The following is a 17031-nucleotide window of genomic DNA, read 5'->3' on the forward strand; positions in this document are numbered from 1 at the left end:
AACTTTTTTAGGTTTTAATTGTGTATTTTTTGTTTGGCAGCCTCTACGGTTTTTTTAGAGTTTCCTATAAATATGGAATCGTCAATTATGATAACAGGACGTTTCAAAAACGTGTAGTGTTCTAAAATATAAGATTTGTAATCGTCTTCAGATAATGACTTTTCTTTAAGGTTTAGTTCTTTGTAGAGTCTGGCACGTTTACTGAAAAGGCTTTCATAACTATCAGTAAGCTGTCTCATATCTTCAATTTGAATTTTAGTGATAGCATCAGTCTTTATATCCTGAAATTCAAAATCACTAGGCAAATTCAATTCATTAATAATGCGCTTACAAGTGTCACAAGTACTTAGATGATAAATTTTTTTCATGTCAGGAATCTATATAATTTTGAAACTACAAAGTAACCGTATTTAAAAGGAAAATTAATTACTTTTAGAAAAAATTAAGGATATGGATATTGCATTCGAGGTAACGCTAAAAGGTAGACAGCTTCTAGAAAATATTTTGAACAACCACTCTTTAGAAGAGTTAAATAAAGTACCTGAAGGCTTTAAAAACAATATTATCTGGAACATAGCTCACGTTATTGTAACACAGCAATTATTGGTTTATAAATTATCTGATTTACCTATGATGGTCTCTGAAGAGATGGTAAATGCTTACAGAAAAGGGACTAAGACAGAAGGTGATGTTTCGCAAGAAGAGGTAGATGTTATCAGAGGTTTATTATTCTCTACTATTGAAAAAACTAAAGAAGATTATACTAACAAAAAGTTCAAAGATTATAGCGTTTATACAACTTCAACGAATTCTACGCTAAGCTCGGTTGAAGAGGCAACACAATTCAATATTTTTCATGAAGGCACTCATTTAGGTTATATTTTAGCACTCAGAAAATCTCTATAAACACATGGAATATTACTCAATAGCCACAATTTTAATAGTACTATCAGCAATTTTTGGTTATCTCAATGTTCGTTTTTTAAAATTACCCATCACTATTGGTTTAATGGTGATTACTATTTTATTTACAGTTGTTCTTGTAGGTATTGCTCAATTTGATGATACGTTATTAACACAAGAGCGCGATTTTATTTCCAAAATAGATTTTGAAACCGTTTTACTAGATATAATGCTAAGTTTCTTGCTTTTTGCCGGAGCTTTGCATACTAATTTTGATCAACTTAAAGTACAACGAGGCCCAATTTTAGCGTTTGCTACCTTAGGTGTTTTAGTGTCTACTTTTTTAGTTGGTATAGCGTCGTATTATATTATTCAAGCTGTTGGACTCAATGTAGATTTTATCTATTGTTTATTGTTCGGAGCACTTATTTCACCAACAGACCCAATTGCGGTTTTAGGAATTTTGAAAAAAGCTGGAGCTCCAAAAAAGTTGGAAACAAAGATTGTTGGGGAATCTCTGTTTAATGATGGAGTAGGTGTGGTAGTGTTTTTAACTATATTCGCTATTGCTGCAAAACCAGATGCTGCTATAGAAGTATCTGATATTCTTACTTTATTTGGACAAGAAGTAATTGGAGGGATTGTTTTAGGTTTGCTATTAGGTTGGGTGACTTATAAGTTGATGAAATCTATAGATAATTATGAAATTGAAGTGATATTAACTTTAGCAGCTGTAATGGGTGGTACAATGTTGGCACATCAATTTCATTTGTCAGCACCTTTAGCTATGGTAACTGCAGGTCTTATGGTTGGGAACGATACCGTTAGAAATTCAGCAATGTCTGAAACTACTGAGACTTATGTAGATAAGTTTTGGGAACTTGTAGATGTATTGTTGAATACTATTCTGTTTGTAATGATTGGTATGGAAATGCTTTTGCTAACGCTTGAAGGAAAGTATATTTATGCTGGACTCATAGCTATACCAGTAATATTACTTTGTAGATATATTTCACTCTGGTTACCTGTGAAATTCTTCTCCAAGAAGCTCGATTTTGTACCTAAAACAACTTTAATAATGACTTGGGGCGGATTAAGAGGCGGAATCTCTATAGCCTTAGCATTGAGCCTAACTTCAGAAATGCATAGAGAACTTTTTCTAGTGATAACCTATATCGTTGTTGTGGTTTCTATTGTTGGCCAAGGCTTATCTGTTGAACCAATAATTAAAAAGTTAACAAAGAAAATAGCCTAGTGGAGTTTTAGATAAGGCTCAGCATCCTCAAAAGGAATAACGAACTCTGTATAGCCTTGATCGTATGATGCAACCTCGTATACGTTATAAAGTAATACTATACCGTCTTCACTATAGCCAATATTTTCTGGTAATTGAAATGGTTTTCCAAAGAAGAAATCTTCCATTTTAAGATCTTTATCTTGGGTTTCCACTGATTTCATAAAGTATTCTTTTGCTAAAGTTTCAAACTCATTAATATTTTTAAGAATATCATTTCTGCTCAAAATATTTCCGGTTTTAGCATCTAAATTCAAGAATCTTATTTTGTCATTTCCATGTGCACCACCTTTAAATTCATAAGTGCTAATTGCTATGGTAATGATATCTTGAGATTGATAGCTCTTTTCAGTTTCTATATTGAGCACCCAAACCGGTTCCGTAGCATCAGGGAACTCTTTTTTAAATGTTAGATACTCATTATTAAATCCTTCTAAGGTACTTTTTAGATCACTATTACCTTCTGAAGTACTCAATGTACTAATAATCGATTTTTCTATGTTCGAATTGATGTTTTCTCCAATATCGTTACTGTTAATAGCTTTATCAAACATTATAGTAATATCAGCTTCAAAAGTTTTGTCAATAGAAGAGGTTTCAAAGTTGATAGGTTTAATCTCTTCATCACAAGAGTAAAAAACAGACAAAAAAAGTAGTATATAGAATATGCGTTTCACGTATTGAAAGGTTTTGTTAAACATTCAATAAAGGTATTGTTTAGATTTAAATAGAACGAATTATCCTGTAAATTTGTTGCACTTTAATAAAGAAAATTGTGTCTCAAATACGATGTGTTTATTGGGACTTTAAATAAGAATACTCGTTATGAAATTCAATACAAAAACAATACACGGAGGGCAACAGCACGATCCTGCATATGGTTCTGTAATGCCACCAATATACCAGACATCAACTTACGCGCAATCAACTCCTGGTGGACATAAAGGTTATGAATATTCCAGAACGCATAATCCAACCCGAAATGCCTTAGAGAATGCATTTGCAAGTTTAGAAAACGGAAATTTTGGTTTAGCCTTTGGGTCTGGTTTGGCAGCAATAGATGCAGTTTTAAAATTATTAAAACCAGGTGATGAGGTTGTTTCTACTAGTGATTTGTATGGTGGAACATATCGTTTATTTACTAAAATATATGAGGAATTTGGTATTAAATTTCATTTTATTAGCATGAATAATACCGATAAAATTGAAGAATATATAACACCAGATACAAAGCTTATTTGGATAGAAACACCAACCAATCCTATGATGAATATTATTGATATTGTTTCTGTTTCTAAAATTGCAAAAAAGCACAATTTGCTTTTGGTAGTAGATAACACTTTTGCTACACCATATTTACAGCAGCCTTTAGATTTAGGAGCGGATATTGTTATGCATTCTGCAACTAAATATCTTGGTGGCCATAGCGATGTCGTTATGGGAGCTTTAGTAGTTAAGGATAAAGAGTTGGCAGACCGATTATATTTTATTCAAAATGCTAGTGGAGCTATTTGTGGACCACAAGATTCATTTTTGGTTTTAAGAGGTATAAAAACATTGCACGTTCGTATGCAGCGTCATTGTGAAAACGGAAAGGCAGTAGCTGAGTATTTAGCTAAGCATCCAAAAATTGAAAATGTATATTGGCCAGGATTGAAAAGCCATTCAAATCATGAGATAGCTAAATCTCAAATGAAGGATTTTGGAGGTATGGTATCTTTTACCACCAAAGGAAATAACTACGAAGAAGCAATCAAAATTGTTGAAAATCTTAAAATTTTCACATTGGCAGAATCACTTGGTGGTGTAGAATCTTTGGCTGGTCATCCGGCAAGTATGACTCATGCAAGCATTCCTAAAGAAGAAAGAGAAAAAACGGGTGTGGTTGATTCGTTAATTAGGTTGAGCGTTGGAATAGAAGATAAGGAAGATTTAATTGAAGATTTAAGACAAGCCATAGGTTAATTTCAAACTAGCTTAAATAAAAAAGACCAAGTTTTAAACTTGGTCTTTTTTTATGTTGTATTATTTTAATCTAAATAGTAGATATATCCAAAGTTTAGCCACACTAACCAATCTTTAGCTTTGTTTGAAGGTAATTGGTGGTTGAGTCCATCAGTCCAATCAGAAAAGAAATACTGAAATCTCAAATCAACCATTAAATCAGATATTATCGAAAGTTTGTATCGAGTACCTACGCTACCCACAATAGACCATGTTGTGTCACTTTGATCACTAACAGAACCGGGTTCCCATGCAGAATAAAAGTTATTAGGATCTTCAATGTTTCCAATATCATTAGGATTCATGGGATCAGGACTTACATAAGATGTGTATACTTTAGGGCTGTATGAAACATAATGAGCACCCAAACTTAAAAAGGGAGCAAATGAATAAAGACCTGAAGAAAAAGCTCTAAGGCTAGTTGGAAAATATTCTAGTTGCATACCAACATCCCAATTTTGAGCTTCGCCAGTGTGACTTCTTAGTTTATTAGCTTCTGCAGAATTACCGTCAGCCCATTCTCCAAGATGTTCAAGTTTTGTCTTATTCCAAGAAACTTCACTTCTTAGTTTAAAATGATCGTTGAAGTATTTTTTTGTAGTATAACAATTACAATCAGCTCTATAAGCGAAGTTTATGTAATGTACAATTCCAATTCCGAAGCCAGAATTTCCGGCGTTGGTTTCTAAGTCAGAGCGAACACCAAAATCTGATTGGTATGCTACAGGTCCTGCAATGACCCCAATTTCATGAGAAATTCCAAGCTGAGAGAAACTCATTTGCATTGATAAACACAATACAATTGGGGCAATTAATTTCTTAATGTTTATTACCATTGAATTCTAAAAATTGAAATCTTACCGAGCAAATATATAAAAACTCGACGAAATACAAAATAAAACGGATAAAATGCATTTTTTGTTATTTTTTCAAGAATCAAGATATGTAAATTAACTAAAATATATTTTGAGAATATAAAAAAAATAAGTGGTTATTTTTAAAGATAATGTATCTTTGCACCGCATAAATCACAATTTGTTAACAATAACATATATGAAAGATAAAATAGAAGCTTTTTTAGAGCTTGTTGAGCAACGTAATGGTCACGAACCAGAATTCTTACAAGCTGTAAGAGAGGTTGCAGAAACTGTAATTCCATACATTGTGGATCAAGATATTTATCATGGTAAAAACATTTTATTACGAATGGTTGAGCCAGAACGATTAATTTCTTTTAGAGTTTGTTGGGTTGATGATTCAGGTGAAATCCAGGTGAATAGAGGTTATAGAATTCAAATGAATTCTGCAATTGGGCCATACAAAGGCGGTCTTAGATTTCATCCAACCGTGAATGCAAGTATCCTTAAATTCTTAGCTTTTGAACAGGTTTTCAAAAACTCATTGACAACATTACCAATGGGTGGTGGTAAAGGAGGTTCTGATTTTGATCCAAAAGGAAAATCAGATAACGAAATTATGCGTTTCTGTCACGCTTTTATGAGTGAATTATTCAGACATATTGGCCCAAATACAGATGTGCCTGCAGGTGATATAGGTGTTGGTAGTAGAGAGATAGGTTTTATGTTTGGAATGTATAAAAAACTCAGAAACGAATTTACAGGTGTTTTAACTGGTAAAGGTCAATCTTGGGGTGGATCACTAATCAGACCTGAGGCTACCGGATATGGAACAGTTTACTTTGCAGACAATATGCTGAAGACAAAAGATGATTCTTTTGAAGGTAAAAAAGTTGTAATATCTGGTTCTGGTAATGTGGCACAATACGCTGCTGAAAAAGCAATAGAATTAGGCGCAACAGTTTTAACCTTATCAGATTCTGGTGGATATATCTTAGATAAAGAAGGTATCGATACAGAGAAGCTAAAGTTTGTAATGAACTTGAAAAACGTTAAAAGAGGTAGAATTAGTGAGTATGTAGAAAAATACTCTAATGCTAAATATGTAGAAGGTGGAAGACCTTGGTCTGTAAAATGTGATATTGCTTTACCATGCGCAACTCAAAATGAGCTTGATGGAGATGAAGCTAAGCAACTAATAGAAAATGGTTGTATGTGCGTTTCAGAAGGTGCTAATATGCCTTCAACACCAGAGGCGATTCATGAGTTCCAAAATGCTAAAATATTGTTTGCGCCAGGTAAGGCATCTAATGCTGGTGGTGTAGCAACCTCTGGTTTAGAAATGAGTCAAAACTCTTTACGTCTTAGTTGGACAAGAAGTGAGGTAGATGATAGATTAAAAGAGATTATGAAAAACATTCACGATTCCTGTGTGGAATACGGTAAGAATGAAGACGGTTCTATAGACTACATTAAAGGAGCAAATATAGCAGGCTTTGTAAAAGTTGCTGATGCTATGTTAGCACAAGGTGTAGTTTAAGAAAGCTAATACTATAAACAACCGAAAGCTTCTGGGATTTTCTCAGGAGCTTTTTTTTATTACATAATATATTATAAAGATTGTATTACCGTTACTATTAATATATTTGACAAAAGAATTTTATTTTGATGAACAAATCGGTTGTACAAACTATCATATTTGTTTTTGCGTTTTTATCAGTTGGATATTGTCAAGACTATTCTGCACTTTGGCAAGGTCATTTTTCGTATAATAATATAGTTGATATCACAAGAGGTGAAGAGAAAATTTTTGCTGCTGCTGAAAATGCTGTTTTTGAGTATGATATCTTTTCGCAAGAGGTTAAAACCATCACAACCATAGAAGGGTTATCGGGTGGTCAAATAACAACTATTTATTACAGCGAAACATATCAAGATTTAATTATTGGCTACGAAACAGGCTTATTAGAAATCTATTCTGAAACAGATCAGTCTGTATTATCGGTAGTAGATATATTAGAAAAGCAAAATATTACACCTGCTAATAAAGGAATTAATGATTTTTATGAGCATGAAGGTTTACTGTATATTTCAACTGATTATGGAGTTTCCATTTATAATTTAGAAAATTTAGAGTTTGGTGACACCTATTTTTTAGGAAACGGAGGTGCACAGATTCAAGTTAATCAAGTAGCAATATTGAATAATGAAATATTTGTTGCTTGTTATGATAATAATGGACTAAAGAAAGCAGAATTAAGTAACCCTAATCTTATTGATTTCCAACAATGGCAGACTTATTTGTCAGGGAATTTCCGAACGGTAAATACTTTTAATAATTTCATATATGCCGTAAGATCAAATAGAGATCTTTTTGAGATTACTAATACAAATTTCACCCAATTGTTTGCTTTGGATGTGTTGCCTTTAGACAGTCAAGTTTCTAGCACAGGATTAATTTTTTCATCAGCAAATAAAGTAGATTTTTACAACGAAAATATACAACTTGTAAATAGTTTGATACCTAATGAAGATTATGATACAAGTTTTACTTCTGCAATTGCAATAAATGATATTGTTTTCGTTGGGACTTCAGATTTTGGGGTATTAAGGATTAGTCTATCAGATGGTAGTTTATATACAAGTATAAAACCAAGTGGACCTTCTGAAAATAATATCTTCAAGATTGATGCTACAACAAACACAGTTTGGGCTACCTATGGAGCTTATAATGAAGCATTAAATCCTTATCCCTTAAATTCAAAAGGTATTAGTTATTTGCGTGATGATCTGTGGGAAAATATACCATTTGACAATGTTTTAGGAACAAGGGAATTAAATACCATAACCCCAAATATTTTTGATCCTAATCAGGTTTTTATAAGTTCTTATTTTGATGGCATGCTGGTTATAGAAAATTTTGAACCTACAATTCAATTAAATGAGACCAATAGTGATCTTGAGTCCTTATCACTTCCAGAAGACCCAAACTATGTTGATGTCAGAATCTCCGCAAGCGAATTTGACACCGAAGGAAGACTATGGGTTTTAAATAGTAGAGTTGATGAAGCTTTGAAGCGTTATGATCCTGTTACTGGAAATTGGCAAGGCTATAGTTTTTCTAATCTTATAGATAACCCTTTCACTGACGAAACAGGTTTTTTTGATGTGGAAATAGGGGGAAATGGAACAAAATGGATTGGTTCATATTCTAACGGTTTGCTAGCTTATAATGAAGGCATATCTTCAAGTCCCTTGAGAAATATCAATTCTGAAGCACAAAATGTGCCTCCTTTTTCAAGGTTTCAGGCTTTAGCGCTAGACAATAGAAATCAATTATGGATTGGAATGACGACAGGCTTAAGAGTGTTGTACAATACATCAGGTTTTTACGATGATCCCAATCCAAGCCTCAGTCAAATAATAATTTTAGAAGATGGTATAGCAAAAGAATTGTTGGAAGGACAAGCGATTACAGATATTGAGGTTGATGGCTCTAACAATAAATGGGTCGGTACAGCTGATGGAGGTGTGTTTTACTTTTCTCCAGATGGACAAGAGACTATTTACCAATTTACAACAGATAACTCACCTTTACCATCAAATACGATTAATGATATATCATTAGATACTGATAATGGTATTGTTTATATAGCAACAACCAGAGGACTTCTTTCATTTAGTTCAGGAGGCTCTAGACCAGAAGACACATTAGATAATGCCTTTGCATACCCTAATCCTGTGAGACCAGAATATGATGTCTTAGGATATAATGACCTTAATGATATTACAAAAGGAGTAAAGATTAGTGGATTAACTGAAAATGTAAACATAAAAATTACCGATATTGAAGGTAATTTGGTTGCTGAAGCACAAACTAATATCAATCTTAGGTCATCCAGTGCTAATTATAATTTTGCCATAGATGGTGGTACAGCTGTTTGGAATGGTAAGAATTTAGGCAACTCTATCGTTAGAACGGGAGTGTACCTTATTTTAATTTCAGATTTAGATTCTTTTGAAACCAAAGTTCTTAAAGTACTTATAGTTAGATAAAACATGCTCAGCAAAAATAATAGCATTGTTCTTTCCAAAATAAAATATAGGGATTACGATCTCATTGTAAAGTGTTACACAGAGAAAAGAGGTATAGTCAGCTATATTTTAAGAGGAGTTCTGAAATCCAAAAAGGGTCAGACAAAGACAGTTTACTTTCAGCCTTTATCACAATTGCAAATAGAGGAGAGTTATAAGCCTAATCAATCTTTGCATAGCATTAGAGAAGTAAAGTTAAACTATGTTTATAAATCGCTTCATTCTAACATATATAAGAGTTCAATTGTTTTGTTTTTATCTGAAATCCTTTCTAATGTATTGAAAGAGGAAGAAAAAAATGAAGACTTATTCAATTATATAGAAACAGCACTTCAATATTTAGATAGTGAAGATCAATTTTCTAACTTTCATTTATTATTTCTTTTAAAATTAACAAGATATCTTGGTTTTCAACCTGAAAATTCAGAATTAGATTTCTCTTTTTTTAATTTAGAGACTGGTGTTTTTGAAAATGCAAATAGTGGAATTTACTCAATTTCAGGCGAAAATTTAACATTGCTAAAACGGCTCTTGGGCATAAATTTTGATGCATTAAATACCATAAAAATCAATGGAAAGCAACGTCAAGAGTTTTTAAATATGCTATTGTATTATTTCGAACTACATTTAGGTGGTTTTAAAAAACCGAAGTCATTGCAAGTACTCAATGAGGTGTTTCATTGAGAAACCGTTATTAATATTTTGAGATATATGGATATAAAAATGAATTATAAAATCATTTTTAGTGCAGTAATATTGCTTTTTTTTAAGTTGAACTTTGCTCAAACCGTTACAGTTTTAGAGCAAGGTAGTAACGAGCCTATTCCAGGTGTTGCTATTTATAATTTAAAGAAAACCAAGTATGTTGTTTCCGATATTGATGGGCAAGCTCAACTTGATGAGTTCAATCCGCGCGAAATCATATATTTTCAAAATATACTCTACCAAAAGAAACAGCTTAGAAAATTCGACCTTTCAGAAGTCAATAACATCATCTACTTAACTCCAAAAGTAGAATTGCTAAACCAAATCGTTATTTCAGCTTCAAAATTCCAACAAAGTAAACGCGATATTCCGCAAACCATTGTTAGTTTCAATGCAGAAGAAATAGCTGCTGCCAATCCGCAAACCAGTGCAGATTTATTAGAAAACACAGGTAATGTCTTTATTCAAAAAAGTCAGTTAGGCGGTGGAAGTCCTATGATAAGAGGGTTTTCAACAAATCGCTTACTTATTTCAGTCGATGGTGTAAGAATGAACAATGCTATTTTTAGAGGTGGAAATCTTCAAAATGTAATTTCTATAGATCCATTTTCGGTAAGTCGTACTGAGGTTACTTTAGGAGCGGGATCAGTGGTTTATGGTAGTGACGCTATAGGTGGAGTAATGAGTTTTTATACCAAAAAGCCACAATTGTCTTACAAGGATGAGTTATATCTCAAAGGCAATGCACTAGTAAGATATGCAACGGCCAACAATGAAAAAACGGGACATTTTGATGTTAATTTAGGCTATAGAAAATGGGCATTTCTTACCAGTGTCAGTTATACGGATTTTGATGATTTAAGAATGGGAAGTCATGGTCCTACAGAATATATCAGACCAGAATATGTTATTAGAGAAAATGGTGAAGATGTTATTGTTGAAAACTCTAATCCTTTAGTACAAAAACCAACCGGATATAATCAAATAAATTTGATGCAGAAGGTGAGATATGAACCTTCTGATAATCTCAATTTTGATTTTGGATTGTATTATTCTACCACTTCCGATTATTCTAGGTACGATAGATTAATTCGTTATAGAGGTGATAATTTACGTTCGGCAGAATGGAACTACGGCCCACAAGAATGGTTTATGGGAAATATACAATTAACCAAACTCAGTAGTGGTTCTAATTTATATGACAAATTACAAACCACTCTGGCATATCAAAACTTTAAAGAGAGTCGAGAGGATAGAGATTTTCAATCTGATATTAGAGCGGTGAGAGCAGAAGCTGTGGATGCAATTTCTTTTAATGTCGATTTAGAAAAAGATTTAAACACCAAAACAAGTCTTTTTTACGGTTTGGAATATTTACATAATACAGTAAGTTCAGAAGGTCATGATGAAAACATTATAACCAACGAAAACACTCCTACAGTAACACGTTATCCTGATGGTGCTACATGGCAATCTATAGCGGCTTATGCTAGTTTAAAACATAAGCCTAACTCTAAGTTTGTGTTTCAATCGGGTTTGCGATACAATCAGGTTATTGCTAGGGCAGATTTTACTGAAAACAACGCCTATCTCAATTTACCTTTTGATGATGCAAAAATCAATACAGGAGCCCTCACAGGTACTGCAGGTATTACATGGTCACCAAGTGATATAATGCAGTGGAAGCTCAATGCATCAACAGCGTTTAGAGCCCCAAATATTGATGATATAGGGAAGGTTTTTGATAGCGAGCCTGGATCTGTTGTAGTACCAAACAAAGATTTAAAAGCCGAATACGCTTATGGTGGTGAATTAGGTTTAAAGTTGAATTTCGATAAAAAAGTTATTATCGATTTAGCAACCTATTATACATTTTTAGATAATGCGTTAATACGAAGAGATTTTGAGCTCAATGGTGAAACGGAAATTATGTATGATGGTGAACTTAGTAATATTCAAGCAATTCAGAATGCCTCAAAGGCATGGATTTATGGTTTTGAAGCAGGATTGGAAGTGAACTTTACAGAACACCTAAAACTTAGGTCACAGTATAATGTCATTGGTGGAACAGAAGATAATAATGGAGTAGAGGAACCTGTTAGGCATGTGGCACCAAATTTTGGTCGTACACATTTAAAATGGGAAAAGGATAACTTATTGTTCGACGCATTCATTGTATATAATAATGAGTTATCATTCTATCAATTGGCACCATCAGAAGCGTCAAAAGATTACATCTATGCTTTAGATAAAAATGGTAATCCTTACAGTCCGTCATGGCATACATTAAATCTAAGAACGCAATATCAATGGAATGATAAAGTAAGTCTAACAGCAAGTTTAGAAAATATAACAGACCAACGTTACAGACAGTATTCATCTGGTATTTCTGCTGCTGGGAGAAATTTAATTGTAGCTTTAAAATATACCTTGTAAAGTAATATTATAAATTAATTGTCATTCTGAATTCGATTCAGACTCTATACAAGTTTAGCATAAAAAAGCCTTATGTAAATAAGGCTTTTTCAATACTATTATGTAAAAGTAATTAGCGTTGCTTAATCGCTTTTTTACTAATCACTTGGCCGTTAGAAAGGCTTATTTTAGCAATATAAGCAGCGTTATTTAGTTGAGATAAGTTATAAGTTTCAGTTGAACTATTTCCTTTAAGATTATAGATCTGTCTTCCCAAAACATCTAGAATTTCAACATTAGTAATGGTAACTTTTTTACTTGTTGAAAACCTTACTTCTCCATTTTGTAATTCAGAAATAGTTATATCGTTAGCTGAAATAACATTGTCATTTATAGAAAGCGCTTCTATTACAAATACAACCTCAAAACGGTTGTTGAACACGCCTGTTGTTGAAGTAAAGTTATAATCTGAATTTTTAATATCGTGAGTAATATTCAATAAATTATCCTTCAAATAAATGTCATTATCAGTATAAAATGCTCCTACAAATTGCGCTATAGAAATAGTGTATGTTGTTGGTGATTCTATAGTTGTTTTAAACCCTAGAGTAATAACTTCATCAAGATCTAAACTGCTGTAATTTTTTCCTTGTATTACAAACTCGGTATCTTCTCCAGCAATTGTAGAATAAAGTGCTGCATGTACAGGAGATGACATATTACGTTTTACATCATAAAAAGTACCATCATTAAGATCTGTTGCGCCTTCTAAGTGGGCTACGGCAAGCTGATTGGCTACACCATTATCAGAAGTTAAGTTTAACCAAAGCACTTCTTTGTTTGTTTCATTACTTCTAAAAAACTGGTTATTGTTGCCAGTAACACGCATTGAATTATTAAATACAATAGGACCAGTAGTTTGCGCTTCAATAAAAAATCCTTGTCCAGATGGTACATAATCATTAGGTATTAATGAAGTATCTCCTCCTGCGGTATTCACACCACTAGCTGAAATAACGGCGTAATCTGAAGCTGAAAAATTTTGGCCATCACTACCAGATAAAGTAGCATTAGGAGGTGTTGCTTGACTCCAAAGATAGATAGCATCAGTAATACCAGAGTTTACGCTAAAAAATGTTGCTGTACTAATAGCACTTGGATATGGGTTACCTATAAAATTCCAATCATTATAGACGCCGCCACTATTGTTTACCAAAGGTTGAGATACAACACCATTATTAAAAGGGCCAACAAAAGCAAATTGTTGTGCAACTGGGAATGCAGGACCACCAACACTTGGCATGGCAGCATAACCAACACCAGCTTGCATCGTTCCAGAAGCAGGTTGCCAATCATTACCATCGTCATCTAAATCATCTTGCCCTGGATCAAAAGTATTTGTATTATCTATTTCGTCTAACACATCAACAAAATTAGCCGCTTCAAAATAATGCTTACCATAACTAGGGACCAATCCAAATAGGTTTTCTATAGTTTCACCAACAACAGGTGAACTCCAATAGGTATAATCGTATTGCGTATTTAATAACGTCGTTTCTTTTTGCACAGTCATTGTGCCACTACCAGTTACTGTAGCTAAATCATCAATTTGAACTACTGAGCCTTGAGGAAAAACAGTTATATTACCATTAGCTGTGATATCGTTAGAAATCTCTATATAAGTTCCATTTGTAATATCTAAATCAAAACCATTATTTACAACTAAGCTACAAGCGCTAAAACTTGTTTGTACGCCTCCAGCAGAAGTATCATAATTACCATTTATGATAACGTTAGTTGTAATGTTTGGCATAGTATCAGTAGCTGTTCCGTCATTCCAAATCCAATTTGTACCATCCCAAGTAGCTCCACTTAAAGTCACTTTTATAGCGTTTGAAGCGTCATAACAACTAGCATCATTTTCTCTAACTTGGCAATAGAATTGAAAATCTAAAACACTACCTGTATCAGAAATAATTAAATCAGGTGAAGCTATACTTGTTGTGTAAATACCACCATTTGATATGGCTTGCCAGCCTAAACCTGCATTTGCAGGATCATAAGCATACCAATAATATGCCAAAGGATTACTACCTGAAAATCCTTCGGAAGCACTTACTGAAATTGTAACTTCATTGCATGCCGTTGTAGAACTAGATATGCCTGTTACAGTTGGTGGTACACCTGTTGAAAAATCATAGTATCCAATGTCACTATAGTCTATTGGTGTATAAACATCCCAATCATTAGCATCCCAAGTCGTGCTTGGTGCTGTAATACCAGAATTTTTTCTCCTATATGTATAGTCATTAGTGGAAACAGTGAAGGTATTTCCTGAGGTATCTCCCCAAAGATCAATCCAAGTTTCAGTGACACCATCATCATAATATAACCTTATATTATCATTGTCATTTATTCCTCCAAAACCATAAAACTCATCCGCTGTGTAGCCTCCTTCTGGGTCTGTGGCATTAGAGCCTCCAATAGCAATTACATATGTCGTATTATTAGGCATGCTTCCAGTTAAATCAGCAACACTCGATCCAGGTGAAGCATTACCATTATTATGGATGCGAATTTCATAGTGAGTAAGATCGATAAGCCCTCCCGTACCATTATACAATTCAATATATGAGTGCGAACCAGGACTTTTGTCTGTAATCTCACTTATAAAAAGATCTGTAGGTGCTATTCCGCCACTTCCTTCACAGGATCCAATTGCATTATCAATGATTGTGAAAAAATCTGAACTTTGACAGTTAATATTATTTGTAACTTGAATATTAGCAGACGAAGAATTAGCAGGAATAGTAATTTCTATTTCTGTACTTGAAACACTTGTGTGTGGTATTACAACACCATCAAATTCTACAAAAGTTGATCCGTCTAAATCATTTCCGGTTATTGTAACAATGGTATTATCAGGGCCAGTAAGAGGTGTCAATACATTTGATGATGCATCACAGATAGCTTCGCCTCTAATTGCAAATTCATATATTTCTTCTCCCTCTCCATCAGCACTATCATTATTTGTAATTCTAACAGTAGCATTTCTAGTACCAGCAACTGAGAGAGGAGCAAACGTTACATCAAATATTATTTCTGTGTTAGGAGATATTGTTAAAGGTAAGCTAGAAGGCAGTGTTACAGAAAAATCTGCAGCATCGACACCTACAATTTGAATGTCACTTACAGATAAATCTAGTGTTCCTAAGTTTTCAATTATAAATGACTTTGTTTGAGAACCAACAAGGATTATTTGATCGCTAAATTGTGTGTTATCTAAGAAACTAGGAGTTGTGTCTCCGTTGGCTATGTCTGGAAAAGAGCCTATGTCCCCTTCTACATTTATTTCTGGTTCAAGAGCAGAACAAGGAGATACTAATGAGTTAATACCAGGACTACCTCCATCAACCACTCCTTGCCAATTCGTAGTTGTGTTAGAGTTGTCTAAAGAACTGTCAACAACATGATAAGAAGACCCATTCCCATCTGTAGAATTATCATCAGCATCGTCATAGGTAACTTCGTCTATCGTAGTCGTACCATCAGATGCGATTAAAGAAATGGTTTCGGAACTATTTACAAGGTTATCAGTATTTGATGTAGAAGCATCTATTCCGTAATCTGGTGTAAATGGGCAATCATTATTATAAGTGCCATCACCATTACTGCCTAAAGACACTGTAATACAATCTCCATCTGCAATGATAACTCCACTTGAAGGAAAGGTAAATTCAGTGGAACCACCAACTTCAATCGTATAATCGTTTAAAACCTGAGGGCTTCCAGAAACATTACAAATCTCTATCCATTCATCATCTGTGCCTGTTGAATTATACATTATCTCTGTTATTACAACATCGGCTACAGCAGCCACATCATTATCAGTTATTGTAAGTGTGTGTGTTGTGTCTGTGCCCAAAGCAGCAGAATCTCCACCACTAGGGTTTGTTAGATTTAAAACTACCGTTTCATCTCCTTCAATATCAGTGTCGTCATTTGAAATGTAAATGGTTATACACTCATCTGTACTACTGTTTGCTGGGAAAGTTAATGATTGAGGAAATACTATGGAGGCAGGCGTACCAGCACCATCATCATAATCTGTACCATTAGTTGCGGTAGAACTTCCATCTAAAGCAATATCTACAGTTGTTGCTACAGAAGTGGAAGGGTTTGTAATGCTAACGCATATATCAATATACAAGCCATCTTCAGCTATAGTAGATGCTGCTGAGGTAAATTGTAGTGCTGTATTTGTAAAGATAGGATTTCCTGTTAGTTGAATATTGTTTATTCTAAGACCTCTTGCACCGTTGGATCTTCTCCATCTAATCAAGTTATTTGATCCTGTTAGTGTCCCAATATTATAAGTGTAATCAGTATAAGAATTTGGTATACCACTAACAATGTTTGAACCAGCACTCCAAGAGAGACCGCCATCATCAGAAATTTCTATAGTACATTCAGGTGCACTTCCAGAACCATAAGACCTAAGGTTAGACGTTAAGACTAAGTTATCATAAGCACCGAAAGGTTCGCTTATCACATAGTCTGTATTGTCGTCTAGCAACCAATATCCACCATTTTGGTCAACACTGTTAAAGGTCCATGTTCCAGTTAGTACAGAGCAGTCGTTATTTAAAACTTGCCCAAACCCAAAAGTCAGGCCAAGACATAGGAATATTAGAGTTACGTAGTAATTCTTTTTCATAGGGATAGAAAGGATTAATCAAATACAAAGATACGTTAAAG

General features: G+C 33.8%; 11 protein-coding genes. 7 read left to right on the forward strand and 4 right to left on the reverse strand.

Translation table 11 applies throughout. The features are described from left to right. Nucleotides 1-14: 14 nt before the first annotated feature. Nucleotides 15-368: an arsenate reductase family protein gene (locus tag AC2H4K_RS08710; RefSeq protein ID WP_493743051.1), complete on the reverse strand. Its 354-nt coding sequence runs from the start codon at nucleotides 366-368 to the stop codon at nucleotides 15-17. A gap of 82 nt (nucleotides 369-450) precedes the next feature. Here AC2H4K_RS08710 and AC2H4K_RS08715 point away from each other — a divergent pair, with 82 nt between their 5' ends. Both AC2H4K_RS08715 and AC2H4K_RS08720 read left to right on the forward strand, forming a co-directional pair. Continuing rightward, nucleotides 451-906 carry a DinB family protein gene (locus tag AC2H4K_RS08715; RefSeq protein WP_493743052.1) on the forward strand — a complete coding sequence of 152 codons (456 nt, stop codon included), beginning with the start codon at nucleotides 451-453 and terminating at the stop codon, nucleotides 904-906. A 4-nt stretch (nucleotides 907-910) separates the two neighbouring features. Continuing rightward, nucleotides 911-2158, forward strand: a complete 1248-nt coding sequence (locus AC2H4K_RS08720) for a cation:proton antiporter (RefSeq protein WP_493743053.1) — start codon at nucleotides 911-913, stop codon at nucleotides 2156-2158. Here the strand turns inward: AC2H4K_RS08720 and AC2H4K_RS08725 are convergent. Further along, a complete protein-coding gene (locus tag AC2H4K_RS08725; protein ID WP_493743054.1) occupies nucleotides 2155-2874 on the reverse strand; it encodes a DUF3298 and DUF4163 domain-containing protein in 720 nt (239 codons plus the stop codon). The genes AC2H4K_RS08720 and AC2H4K_RS08725 overlap by 4 nt on opposite strands. 148 nt (nucleotides 2875-3022) lie before the next feature. On the opposite strand from AC2H4K_RS08725, the gene AC2H4K_RS08730 reads away from it, so the two are divergent. Beyond that, the gene (locus tag AC2H4K_RS08730) at nucleotides 3023-4162 is read left to right on the forward strand and encodes a cystathionine gamma-synthase (RefSeq protein ID WP_493743055.1); all 1140 of its coding nucleotides are present in this window, start codon (nucleotides 3023-3025) and stop codon (nucleotides 4160-4162) included. Nucleotides 4163-4227: 65 nt separating this feature from the next. On the opposite strand, the gene AC2H4K_RS08735 is transcribed toward AC2H4K_RS08730, so the two are convergent. After that, complete coding sequence (locus AC2H4K_RS08735) at nucleotides 4228-5037, reverse strand: THC0290_0291 family protein (RefSeq protein WP_493742321.1); 810 nt, start codon at nucleotides 5035-5037, stop codon at nucleotides 4228-4230. Nucleotides 5038-5254: 217 nt separating this feature from the next. Here AC2H4K_RS08735 and gdhA point away from each other — a divergent pair, with 217 nt between their 5' ends. The 4 genes from gdhA to AC2H4K_RS08755 all read left to right on the forward strand — a co-directional run bounded on the left by gdhA (nucleotide 5255) and on the right by AC2H4K_RS08755 (nucleotide 12294). Beyond that, nucleotides 5255-6598: an NADP-specific glutamate dehydrogenase gene (gene gdhA, locus AC2H4K_RS08740; protein WP_493742322.1), complete on the forward strand. Its 1344-nt coding sequence runs from the start codon at nucleotides 5255-5257 to the stop codon at nucleotides 6596-6598. Between the two features lie 128 nt (nucleotides 6599-6726). Beyond that, nucleotides 6727-9114 (forward strand): type IX secretion system anionic LPS delivery protein PorZ, encoded by a 2388-nt coding sequence (porZ, locus tag AC2H4K_RS08745; protein WP_493742323.1) that lies wholly within the window; start codon nucleotides 6727-6729, stop codon nucleotides 9112-9114. Between the two features lie 3 nt (nucleotides 9115-9117). After that, nucleotides 9118-9837 carry a DNA repair protein RecO gene (gene recO / locus AC2H4K_RS08750; protein ID WP_493742324.1) on the forward strand — a complete coding sequence of 240 codons (720 nt, stop codon included), beginning with the start codon at nucleotides 9118-9120 and terminating at the stop codon, nucleotides 9835-9837. A 39-nt stretch (nucleotides 9838-9876) separates the two neighbouring features. Then, the gene (locus AC2H4K_RS08755; RefSeq protein WP_493742325.1) at nucleotides 9877-12294 is read left to right on the forward strand and encodes a TonB-dependent receptor; all 2418 of its coding nucleotides are present in this window, start codon (nucleotides 9877-9879) and stop codon (nucleotides 12292-12294) included. Nucleotides 12295-12406: 112 nt separating this feature from the next. On the opposite strand, the gene AC2H4K_RS08760 is transcribed toward AC2H4K_RS08755, so the two are convergent. Continuing rightward, the gene (locus AC2H4K_RS08760) at nucleotides 12407-16990 is read right to left on the reverse strand and encodes a DUF8693 domain-containing protein (RefSeq protein ID WP_493742326.1); all 4584 of its coding nucleotides are present in this window, start codon (nucleotides 16988-16990) and stop codon (nucleotides 12407-12409) included. Nucleotides 16991-17031 lie beyond the last annotated feature (41 nt).

It is taken from the genome of Winogradskyella sp. 266wxhm, assembly GCF_058964685.1.

Coding starts and splice junctions, on each gene's coding strand:
- AC2H4K_RS08710 (WP_493743051.1), bottom strand. CDS start 368: ATGAAAAAAATTTATCATCTAAGTACTTGTGACACTTGTAAGCGCATT.
- AC2H4K_RS08715 (WP_493743052.1), top strand. CDS start 451: ATGGATATTGCATTCGAGGTAACGCTAAAAGGTAGACAGCTTCTAGAA.
- AC2H4K_RS08720 (WP_493743053.1), top strand. CDS start 911: ATGGAATATTACTCAATAGCCACAATTTTAATAGTACTATCAGCAATT.
- AC2H4K_RS08730 (WP_493743055.1), top strand. CDS start 3,023: ATGAAATTCAATACAAAAACAATACACGGAGGGCAACAGCACGATCCT.
- AC2H4K_RS08735 (WP_493742321.1), bottom strand. CDS start 5,037: ATGGTAATAAACATTAAGAAATTAATTGCCCCAATTGTATTGTGTTTA.
- gdhA (WP_493742322.1), top strand. CDS start 5,255: ATGAAAGATAAAATAGAAGCTTTTTTAGAGCTTGTTGAGCAACGTAAT.
- porZ (WP_493742323.1), top strand. CDS start 6,727: ATGAACAAATCGGTTGTACAAACTATCATATTTGTTTTTGCGTTTTTA.
- recO (WP_493742324.1), top strand. CDS start 9,118: ATGCTCAGCAAAAATAATAGCATTGTTCTTTCCAAAATAAAATATAGG.
- AC2H4K_RS08755 (WP_493742325.1), top strand. CDS start 9,877: ATGAATTATAAAATCATTTTTAGTGCAGTAATATTGCTTTTTTTTAAG.
- AC2H4K_RS08760 (WP_493742326.1), bottom strand. CDS start 16,990: ATGAAAAAGAATTACTACGTAACTCTAATATTCCTATGTCTTGGCCTG.